A 9,583-nucleotide genomic window follows, 5' to 3' on the forward strand; every position below is an offset into this window, starting at 1 on the left:
GCGCCGCGGCCGGACCGGCCGGGACGGGCGCCGCCGCCGCGGCGGGGACGGGGAGCGCGGCCGCGACCGCCATGGCGGTGACCACGGCGGGCGTACGCAGCGAACGGGAAAACGCGGCGGGGAGCTTCATGGGAGGCACGCCTTTTCTACCGGCGGGCAGGTCACGTTGATCACACGACCTCGGGAGCATTCCGGAGACAACGTACCCGCCCCACAAGGCGGTGTGAAGTTCTACTTTTTCACCTTTCACATTTTGGCCAACCGTAGGAAATAGAAAGCCCCCGCGGCGGCGCGGATTTACCGGAAATGGGGAAGTCAGCGGCTATACCAGTGCGCGGTGAAACTCGTTCGGCCGCGGCTGTCGATCCGGGCGGTCCCCGTTCGTGTAGGGGGTGGGACGCGGGCCGCCGGGCCCGCGCGCGAGACGGAGGGGGAACGACGATGCGCGAGGTCAGGACGCTGCTCACCGGGCACGGGCTGGTGGAGTCGCCGCGCTGGCACGGCGACCGGCTGTACTTCTCCGACTGGACGGCGGGCGAGGTCGTCGCGGTCGGGCTCGACGGGGAGAGCGAGGTGGTCGCGCGGGTGCCGTCGCTGCCGCTCTGCACCGCCTGGCGCCCGGACGGGCGCCTGCTCGTCGTCTCGTCGGCGGACGGGCGGCTGCTGCGCCGCGAACCGGACGGCTCCCTCGCCGTCCACGCGGAACTCGGCAGGCCCGGCTGGAACGACATCGCCCTTGACGGAAAGGGAAACGCCTACGTCAACAGGATCGGATTCGACCCGATGAGCGGCGAGATAGCGGAACCGGGAAGCGTCGTCCTGGTCGCCGCCTCAGACGGGTCGGTGCGCGAAGTGGCGGACGACATCGCCTTTCCCAACGGAATGGCCGTCACCCCGGACGACTCGACCTTGATCGTCGCGGATTCCTACCGGCATCACCTGTTGGCCTTCGATATCGACGGCGCCGGGGGCCTGGCGAACCGGCGCGTCTGGGCCGACCTCGGCGAGGGCGCGGCGCCGGACGGCATCTGCCTCGACGCGGAGGGCGCCGTCTGGTACGCCGACGTCCCGAACCGGCGGTGCGTCCGGGTCGCCGAGGGCGGGGCCGTCCTGGACGCGGTCGACCTGGACCGGGGCGGCTTCGCCTGCGCCCTCGGCGGCCCGGACGGCCGGACGCTCTTCGTCGTCGCCGCCGAATGGCGCGGAATGACGGAGCCGGAGCCGGTCGCGCCGGGCAGCGGGCAGGTGCAGGCCGTGGAGGTGGACGTCCCCGGCGTCGGCCGCCCGTGACCTCGCCACGGGCGGCCCGCCGTCACTTCTCGCGGATCGCCCGCAGGGATTCCTTCAACGAGCCGACCGTGGAGAACACGGCGGTCGGCTCGTACCCGCAGTGCGCCATGCAGTTGGCGCAGCGCGGGTCGCGGCCGCGGCCGTAGGAGTCCCAGTCGGTCTCGTCCAGGAGTTCCTTGTAGGACTGGGCGTAGCCGTCCGACATCAGGTAGCAGGGGCGCTGCCACCCGAAAAGGGAATAGGACGGGATCGCCCAGGCCGTGCACGGGAAGTCGGCCTTGCCCTCCAGGAAGTCCAGGAAGAGCGGCGAATGGTTGAACCGCCACTTTCTGCGGCGGCCGTCGGCGAACGCCTTGCGGAACAGCTCCCGCGTCTCCTGGACGCCGAGGAAGTGCTCCTGGTCGGGCGCCTTCTCGTAGGCGTACGCGGGCGAGATCATCATCTCGTCGACCTTGAGGTCGTCGTTGAGGTAGTTCAGGACGTCGATGACGGTCTGCGGCGTGTCGGTGTTGAAGAACGTCGTGTTCGTCGTGACGCGGAACCCGCGCCGCTGGCATTCGCGGATCGCGGCGACCGCGTCGTCGAACACGCCCTCCTTGCACACCGACTCGTCGTGCCGCTCCTTCAGCCCGTCGATGTGCACCGCCCACGCGAAGTACGGGGACGGCTTGAACTTGTCGAGCTTCTTCGGGATGAGCAGCGCGTTCGTGCAGAGGAACACGAACTTCTTCATCTTGATGAGCTCGGCCACCAGCACGTCGATCTGCGGGTGCATGAGCGGCTCGCCGCCCGCGATCGACACCATCGGCGCGCCGCACTCCTTGATGGCGGCGACCGCCTGCTCGACCGGCATGCGCTTCTTGAGGACGTCGTGCGGGTGCTGGATCTTGCCGCACCCGGCGCACGCGAGATTGCACGCGAAAAGCGGTTCGAGTTCGACGATGAGCGGAAACTTCTCCCTGCCTCGCATTTTGTTGCGGAGGATATAGGTCCCGATGCGAAGGCTCTGGCGAATCGGCATGCTCATGGTCGGACCTCCTTTGGCAGGGTGGACTCGGTGGTCTCCGCCGGGCGCGTCATGCCGCGCCGCCGAGGTAGCGGCCGAGGGCGCTGATCGGGAAGACCAGCCGGTAGAGGTGGTAGTTGATGTAGAAGTCGCCGGGGAAGCCCGTGCCGGTGAACTGGTCCTCGTCCCAGGTGCCGTCCGGGCGCTGGTGGTCGACGAGCCAGCGGACGCCCGCGTCCACGGCCCCGGACCGTTCCCCCGCCGCGAGCAGCGCGAGCAGCGCCCACGCCGTCTGCGACGCGGTCGACTCGCCCCGCCCGATCCACGCCGGGTCGTCGTAGGAGCGCAGGTCCTCGCCCCAGCCGCCGTCCGGGTTCTGGTGCGCCTCCAGCCAGGCGACCGCGCGGCGGATCGGCGGCTTGTGCGCCGGGACGCCCGCCGCGACCAGCGCGGGGACGACGCTCCCCGTGCCGTAGACGTGGTTGGCGCCCCAGCGTCCGAACCACGAGCCGTCCGCCTCCTGCGCCCTGAGCAGCCACACCACGGCCCGCTTGACCGTGCGCGACTCGGCGAGGCCCTCCCCCGCCAGGGCCTCGACGACATGGGCGGTCACGTCCGCGGACGGCGGGTCGATGACCGCGCCGAAGTCGCAGAACGGCAGTTTGGTGCACAGCTCTCGCGTGTTGTCGGCATCGAACGCGCCGTACCCGCCGTCCCGGGACGCCATTCCCTCCAGCCACCGGACGGCGCGCCGGATCGGCTCCTCCGCCTCGGGCAGCTCGACCTTGCGGAGCGCGAGGATCGCCTCGGCGGTGTCGTCGGTGTCGGGGTAGATGTCGTTGTCGAACTCGAACGCCCAGCCGCCCGGCGGGACGTCCGGCCGCCGCACCGCCCAGTCCCCGAGGCCGCGGACCTCCTCGGCCACCACCCAGGCGGCGGCGCGGCGCAGCGCCGGATCGTCGGCCGGGACGCCCGCGTCGCCGAGCGCGTTGATCGCGAGGACCGTGTCCCACACCGGGGACTGGCACGCCTCCAGGCGGCGGCCCTTCTCGTCCCGGATCGTGAACCGGTCGAGCCCGGCCAGGCCCCGCTTGATCACCGGGTGGTCGAGGCCGTAGCCGAGTTCGTGCAGCGCCATCAGCGAGTACACCCAGGGCGGCTGGATGCCGCCCCAGCAGCCGTCCGCCTCCTGCCGGGCGATGATCCAGTCGGCGGCGCGGCGGATCGCGGCCCGGCGCAGCGGGCCGACCGGGCGCCTCTGGTACACGTGCAGGACGCGGTCGAGGCCGGTGAAGAACCGTCCCCAGCCCCGCTCCTCCTTCACCGGGCGGACGCCGCTGCGCAGCTCCGGCAGGTCGAACGGCAGCGCCCGCACCGGGCGCAGCGACCCGAGCACCGTCAGCGGGACGATCGTCTGCCGCGCCCAGCACCCCCAGTCGTACACGTTCAGCGGGACCCGGCTCGGCAGGAACATCAGCTCGGGCGGCATGACGGGCAGGTCGTCCCAGGACCACTGCCCGAACAGGGCCAGCCAGATCCGGGTGAAGACCCGGCTGGCCTCGATGCCGCCCGACTCCCGCACGTACGCGGCGGCCCGGCGCATGTGGTCGGCGTCGACCGGGTCGCGGGCGAGCCGCAGCGCGACGTACGCCTCGATCGAGGTCGACAGGTCGGGCGGCCCGCCGTGGAAGTTCGCCCACGTCCCGTCCTCGCGCTGCTGCGAGCGGATCCAGCGCGCCGCCTCCTCGGTGTCCGCGGCGGACCTGATGCCGAGGAACTGCCGGAGCAGGAGGTCCTCGGCGTCCATGGTCACGTTCGTCTCCAGCTCCCCCTTCCACCAGCCTTCCGGCGACTGGAGGCGGAGGAGGTGGTCGCGGGCCGCTTCGGCGGCGGCAGCGGCGGCACCGGTGAGTCCGGACACGTCGGTCGTGGTCATTCAGCGCTCCTTACTGTCCGCGTGTGGTGGGCCGGGGCTAGTGGTCCCTTTCGGTGACGAAGAGGGCGATGTCGCGGAACTCGGCGCGGACGTGCTCGTCGATCCCCGCGGCGCCGAGGTGCTTCTCCGCGGACGCGATCCGCCGGTCCGCCTCGGCGGCGGCCCAGGCGCGCCCGCCCGCCGCCTCGACCAGCCGGGCCATCTCGCGCAGGTCGTCCTCGGACGCCGTCCCGGGACGCGCGTACAGCTCCGCGAGCCGCGCCGACTCGGGCGTCCCCGCGTTCAGCGCGAACACGACGGGCAGCGACTTCTTGCGCGCCCGCAGGTCGGACAGCACCGGCTTGCCCGTCGTGTCGGGGCTGCCCCAGATGCCGAGGAGGTCGTCCACGAGCTGGAACGCGAGGCCCATCTCGGAGCCGAACCCGGTCAGCTCGGTGACGAGGTCCGTCGGGCCCTCGCCGAGCATCGCGCCGATCGAGCAGGAGCAGGCGAGCAGGGCGCCCGTCTTGTCCGCGGCCATGGTGAGGCACTCGTCGAGCGTCACGTCGTCGCGCCGCTCGAAGCCGAGGTCGAACGACTGGCCGGAGATCAGCCGCTGCGTCGCGGCGGTCAGCGCGCGGGCCGCCCAGTGCGCGCCGCGCGTGTGCTCGTCCAGCAGGAGCTCCTCCGACAGCGCGAGCAGGGCGTCGCCGCCGAGGATCGCGGCGGACGGGCCGAAGACCGTCCACGCGGCGGGACGGTGCCGGCGCGTCCGGTCGCCGTCCATGATGTCGTCGTGCAGCAGCGAGAACGCGTGCACGAACTCGACGGCGACCGCGCCCGGCAGCGCCGTCTCGTAGGACGCCCCGGCCGCCCGGCCGGACAGCAGCGCCAGCGCGGGCCGCAGCGCCTTCCCGCCCGCCGCGGCCGGCCGCCCGTGCTCGTCGGTCCAGCCGAGGTGGTAGGCGACGACCTCGCGGATCGACGGGTCGAGGCGCTCGGCGGCGGCGCGCATCGCCTGGTCGACCAGGGCGCGCCCGTCGGTGATCGAGGCGGGGACGGCGGTCATCGTCCGCTCACCCCGCCCGCGCCGGACAGGTGCCGCCGGACCAGCCGGGCGGCGCTCAGGCCACTGCGCACGGCTCCCTCCATCGTGTCGGGCCAGCCCGTGTCGGTCCACGCGCCGGCGAGGAACAGCCACGGCAGCCGCGTCGCGGACGCGGGGCGCAGCGCGCCGCTGCCGGGGCCCTGGCGGAATGTGGCGTGCCGCTCCCGGGTCACGAAGAAGTCGGTGACGCGGGCGGCGCGCGCGGCCGGGAACAGCCGCGCCAGCTCGGCGAGGAACACCTCGCGGATCTCGGCGGTGGGCGTGTCGATCCAGCGGTCGGCCGCCGACACCGACACGGCCAGGTACTGGCCGGAGGCGAGGCCGCCGATCCGCGTCCGGTCGAAGACCCACTGCGCGGGCGAGTCGATCGCCGCCACGAACGGCTCGTCCAGGACGGGACGGTCGTAGACGACGTGGACGTTCACGATCGGGCTGGAGCCGAGGCCCGCCCATGTCGCGCGGTCCGGGCACGCCTCCTCCGGGACGAGCGTCGAGGCGACCCGGTGCGGCACCGCGACGACCACCGCGTCCGCGCCCACCGGGGAGCCGTCGACCAGCAGCTTCGGCCCGTCCTCGACGGCGGTCACCTTCGCGCCGAGCCGGACGCTCCCGCCGCCCTCCTCGATCTTCCTCGCCGCGATCGTGCCGTGCAGCTCCCCGAGCGGGACGGCGGGCACGCCGATGTCGGCGGCGTCCGCGCGGCCGAGCAGCGCCGTCTTGCAGACGAACGCGGCCGGGCCGAGCGCGGCCTCGTCCAGCCTGATGTTGAGCGCGGCCGTGACGAACAGCTCCCACAGCGCGAGCCGGGCCCGCTCGCGCTGGCCGTGCCCGGCGAGCCAGCCGCCCATGCTCGCCTTGTCGAGCTCCGGGTCGGCGGTGTCGAGCCGGTCGAGCGCGAGCGACGCGCGCACCGCCCGCAGCCGGTCGGACGGCGGCAGCAGCGAGTACCCGGCGAGCGCCGGAAGCAGGTGCAGCGGGCCCGGCGCCTTCGCGCGGCGGAGCCGCCCGCCGCCGCCGTCCGGGGTGAGGACGCGGACGTCGAACCGGTCCTGCACGCGGACCAGGTCGTGCGCGCCGAGCCGGCCGAGGAGCCCCTGGTAGGCGGTGCAGCATTTCAGGAAGATGTGCTGGCCGTTGTCGACGGTGAGGCCGTCGCGCCGGAAGGAGTGCGTGGCGCCGCCGAGCCGGGGACGCGCCTCGTAGACCGTCGCGCGCAGCCCGGCCTCCTGGAGCGCGAGCGCCGCGGTGATCCCCGCGAGCCCGCCGCCGACGACCGCCACGGTGCCCACCGGGTTTCGCACGGTGCCGGTCATCGCCGGATCCCGGACATCGCCATCGCCGACACGGTCGCCTTCTGCCAGGTCGGCAGCGACGTCCGGGTCTCCAGCGCGGCCAGCGGGTCGGCCGTGATGCGTTTCAGCACCTGGCGGTAGATGCCCGCCATCGCCCCCGCGCACGCGGCGCTGCGCCGGTCGAGCATGGGGAGCAGTTCCAGCCCGGTCGCGTACCACTCGTCGGCGCGGTTCGCCTCGTACCGGATCAGCGAGACGAGGTGCTCCGGCGGGTCGGTGAACCGGCCTGCCCCGTCCAGGTGGAGCGTGCAGCCGAACCTGGCGAGGTCCTTGGCGGGGAGGTAGACGCGGCCGTTCACGCGGTCCTCGCGGATGTCGCGCAGGATGTTGGTGAGCTGGAGCGCGACGCCGAGCGCGTCCGCCCGGGGCACCGCCGTGTCGGGGTCGGAGGTGCCGAAGACCCCGAGTGACAGGCGGCCGATGGCACCGGCCACGCAGCGGCAGTACCAGAGCAGGTCGTCGAACGTGTCGTAGGTCTCGCCGCGGACGTCGGCCTCGCAGCCGTCGATCAGCTCGCCGAACGCGTCCAGCGGGACCGGGTGGTCGCGGGCCGCGGACGCCAGCGCCACCAGCACCGGATCGTCCGGGTGGTCCGCGATGCGGGCGAGCCGCGCGCGTTCGTCCGCCAGCCGCGCGAGCCTGGTATCGGGCGGGGCGTCGTGGTCGTCGCCGATGTCGTCGATCCGCCGGGCGAAGGCGTAGACGGCGCTGAGCGCCCGCCGCTTCGGCGCGGACAGCAGCCGGATCCCGTACGAGAAATTGCGCGCCTGCGTGCGCACGACGTTCTCGCAGTGGCGATACGCGCTGGCCTCGTCCATCTCCTCATCTCCTTCCCAAAGTCCGCGACCACTCGACGAGCAACCGCGACTTCTTCGGTTTCGGCGCGCCGCCCAGCACGTCGTAGGCGTTTCGGTCCAGCGCCGCGAGCGCGGCGAGGCCGCCCGCGACATAGCCGGAGACCGCGACCCGCGCGAATCCGCGGAGCCGGGGGGTGAGGGCCGCGCCCTCGGCGAGGAGCCGCGCCGCGCGCCCGGCCTGGAGCGCGACCACGCCGCGCAGCCGCGTCGGGGTGACGGCGGCGGTCAGGTCGTCCTCGACGCAGCCGAAGCGGCGGAGGTCGTCCTGCGGCAGGTAGACGCGGCCGTTGCGGTGGTCCTCGGCGACGTCCTGGCAGTGCTCGATGATCTGCAGCGCGGTGCACACCTTGTCGGAGAGGGCGAGCCGGTCCGGGGTGACGGCGCCGAAGACGTGCAGGACGATGTGCCCCACCGGATCGGCGGACAGCGCGCAGTAGGCCAGCAGGTCGTCGAACGTCGCGTAGCGCGTCACGTCCTGGTCCTGGCGGTTGGCCTGGAGGAGGCGGCGGAACGGCTCGGCCGGTATTCCGCACGCGGCCACGGTGCGCGCCAGGTTGCGCATCGCGGGCAGTTCCGGACGTTCCCCGGCATAGACGCGGTCGAGGTCGCGTTCGACCAGGTCGAGCAGCCCGGCCCGCTCGTCCGGGGGAGCCTCGTCGCCGATGTCGTCGACGAGCCGGGCGTAGCCGTACACGTTGAGCAGGTGCGCGCGGTGGCGCGCCGGCAGCAGCCGGCTGGCGACCGGGAAGTTCTCGCCGGTCTGCAGTTCGTCGCGGGAACGACGTTCCGCTGTCTCGTTCCACAAACGCTCGCTGACGGACATGACGTTCCTTCGAGGACGGCGGCATATGGGGCGGTCAACACCGTGCTGCCCGAAAACCGGGTGCTCGCCCGGTAAACACGGGCAATGAGGGTCATGCGGCCTACGTCCCCTGGTAACCGCGCCGACCCTCCCGAATATCCGTCTTTTATGAATATAGACCGGAAGTGGTCAGACGGGAATATGCGATCGGCCAAGCCCGCGATCACCCTTTGTCATGGCGCATTCTCAGCACGCGATCATGGTCCGGCGGCCGGATGCGGGCACCCGGGCGGGCGGCACCGGGGGAACGGGACGACCGGAAACCCCGGAACGGGGGCCGGTCCGGTGGACGGCGCGGCCGCGGCGGGCGCGTCAGTAGGTGGCGAGGACGGCGGCCAGCCGCCGCGGCGTGTGCTCGGGCGGCGACGCCTCGGTCACCAGCCGGTTGAACACGTGCCAGTGCCGCTCGACCTCGGCCTGCCGCACCGGGTACCGGGCGCCGCCGGCCCGCTCCAGGTAGACCATGTCGGACAGGCCCTGCTGCGGGAACCGGACGAGCGTGAGCGGGCCGTCGCCCGCGACGGCGGCGCAGACCGCGTCCGGGACGAGCTGGACGGTCACGTTCGGCCGCCCGCACAGCTCGATGATGCGCTGGATCTGCGCCCGCATCGTGGCCGGGCCGCCGATCGGGCGCCACAGCGCCTTCTCGCTCAGCACGATCCACAGGTTGAGCGGACGGGGGCGGCGGCGCAGCACGCGCTGGCGCCGCATCCGGAACTCGACGCGGCGCTCCACGTCCGGGCCGGGGTTGCCGCCGAGGAACAGGGCGCGGGCGTAGTCCTCGGTCTGGAGCAGGCCGGGGACGTACCGGGCCTCGAACGTGCGGACCAGCCTGGCCGCCTGCTCGGCGGTCAGGTAGGACCGCACCCAGGCCGGGACGATGTCGGCGTCGTCCGCCCACCAGGGGCTCGCGTTGGTCTGCTCGGCGAGGGCGAGCAGCGTGGTGCGCTCGTCGCCGTCGGCGCCGTAGACGGTGAGGAGGGCGGCCACGTCGCGCGGCTTGCAGCCGGACCGGCCGAGCTCCAGCCGCCCGACCTTGGAGTCGGACGCGCCGATCGCCCGCGCGGCGCGGGCCCGGCTCAGCCCGGCCGCCTCGCGCAGTTCACGCAGGCGGCGGGCCAGCAGCAGCCGGGGGACGAGCGGGTCACCGCCCTGGGGACCTGTGGACCGTCTCATGCCGGTGATCGCGACGG

Annotated in this window: 8 protein-coding genes; 1 reads left to right on the top strand and 7 read right to left on the bottom strand. The window is 73.2% G+C overall.

Annotation, left to right across the window (positions count from 1 at the left end):
• Positions 1-441 precede the first annotated feature (441 nt).
• Positions 442-1,290, top strand: coding sequence for an SMP-30/gluconolactonase/LRE family protein (locus tag ACH01S_RS41325; protein ID WP_067905737.1), 849 nt, complete (start codon positions 442-444; stop codon positions 1,288-1,290).
• A gap of 22 nt (positions 1,291-1,312) precedes the next feature.
• On the opposite strand, the gene hpnH is transcribed toward ACH01S_RS41325, so the two are convergent.
• The 7 genes from hpnH to ACH01S_RS41360 all read right to left on the bottom strand — a co-directional run.
• Positions 1,313-2,317: an adenosyl-hopene transferase HpnH gene (gene hpnH, locus ACH01S_RS41330; protein ID WP_067905739.1), complete on the bottom strand. Its 1,005-nt coding sequence runs from the start codon at positions 2,315-2,317 to the stop codon at positions 1,313-1,315.
• A 49-nt stretch (positions 2,318-2,366) separates the two neighbouring features.
• On the bottom strand, positions 2,367-4,232 hold the full coding sequence (gene shc / locus ACH01S_RS41335) for a squalene--hopene cyclase (protein WP_067905741.1): 1,866 nt from the start codon (positions 4,230-4,232) through the stop codon (positions 2,367-2,369).
• A gap of 37 nt (positions 4,233-4,269) precedes the next feature.
• Entirely contained in the window at positions 4,270-5,280 is a 1,011-nt protein-coding gene (locus tag ACH01S_RS41340; protein WP_067905743.1) for a polyprenyl synthetase family protein, read from the bottom strand.
• Entirely contained in the window at positions 5,277-6,632 is a 1,356-nt protein-coding gene (gene hpnE, locus ACH01S_RS41345; protein WP_067905745.1) for a hydroxysqualene dehydroxylase HpnE, read from the bottom strand. Before hpnE ends, ACH01S_RS41340 begins: the two co-directional genes overlap by 4 nt.
• Positions 6,629-7,489, bottom strand: a complete 861-nt coding sequence (gene hpnD / locus ACH01S_RS41350; protein ID WP_067905748.1) for a presqualene diphosphate synthase HpnD — start codon at positions 7,487-7,489, stop codon at positions 6,629-6,631. The genes hpnE and hpnD overlap by 4 nt, the downstream gene beginning before the upstream one ends.
• A gap of 4 nt (positions 7,490-7,493) precedes the next feature.
• Positions 7,494-8,351 (bottom strand): squalene synthase HpnC, encoded by an 858-nt coding sequence (hpnC, locus tag ACH01S_RS41355; protein WP_067905749.1) that lies wholly within the window; start codon positions 8,349-8,351, stop codon positions 7,494-7,496.
• Positions 8,352-8,702: 351 nt separating this feature from the next.
• A partial coding sequence (locus tag ACH01S_RS41360) for a DUF5753 domain-containing protein (protein WP_306303283.1) occupies positions 8,703-9,583 on the bottom strand: 881 nt, incomplete at its 5' end.

Origin of the sequence: Actinomadura chibensis NBRC 106107, assembly GCF_001552135.1 — a bacterium.
Lineage (GTDB): Bacteria > Actinomycetota > Actinomycetes > Streptosporangiales > Streptosporangiaceae > Spirillospora > Spirillospora chibensis.

Coding starts and splice junctions, on each gene's coding strand:
- ACH01S_RS41325 (WP_067905737.1), top strand. CDS start 442: ATGCGCGAGGTCAGGACGCTGCTCACCGGGCACGGGCTGGTGGAGTCG.
- hpnH (WP_067905739.1), bottom strand. CDS start 2,317: ATGAGCATGCCGATTCGCCAGAGCCTTCGCATCGGGACCTATATCCTC.
- shc (WP_067905741.1), bottom strand. CDS start 4,232: ATGACCACGACCGACGTGTCCGGACTCACCGGTGCCGCCGCTGCCGCC.
- ACH01S_RS41340 (WP_067905743.1), bottom strand. CDS start 5,280: ATGACCGCCGTCCCCGCCTCGATCACCGACGGGCGCGCCCTGGTCGAC.
- hpnE (WP_067905745.1), bottom strand. CDS start 6,632: ATGACCGGCACCGTGCGAAACCCGGTGGGCACCGTGGCGGTCGTCGGC.
- hpnD (WP_067905748.1), bottom strand. CDS start 7,489: ATGGACGAGGCCAGCGCGTATCGCCACTGCGAGAACGTCGTGCGCACG.
- hpnC (WP_067905749.1), bottom strand. CDS start 8,351: ATGTCCGTCAGCGAGCGTTTGTGGAACGAGACAGCGGAACGTCGTTCC.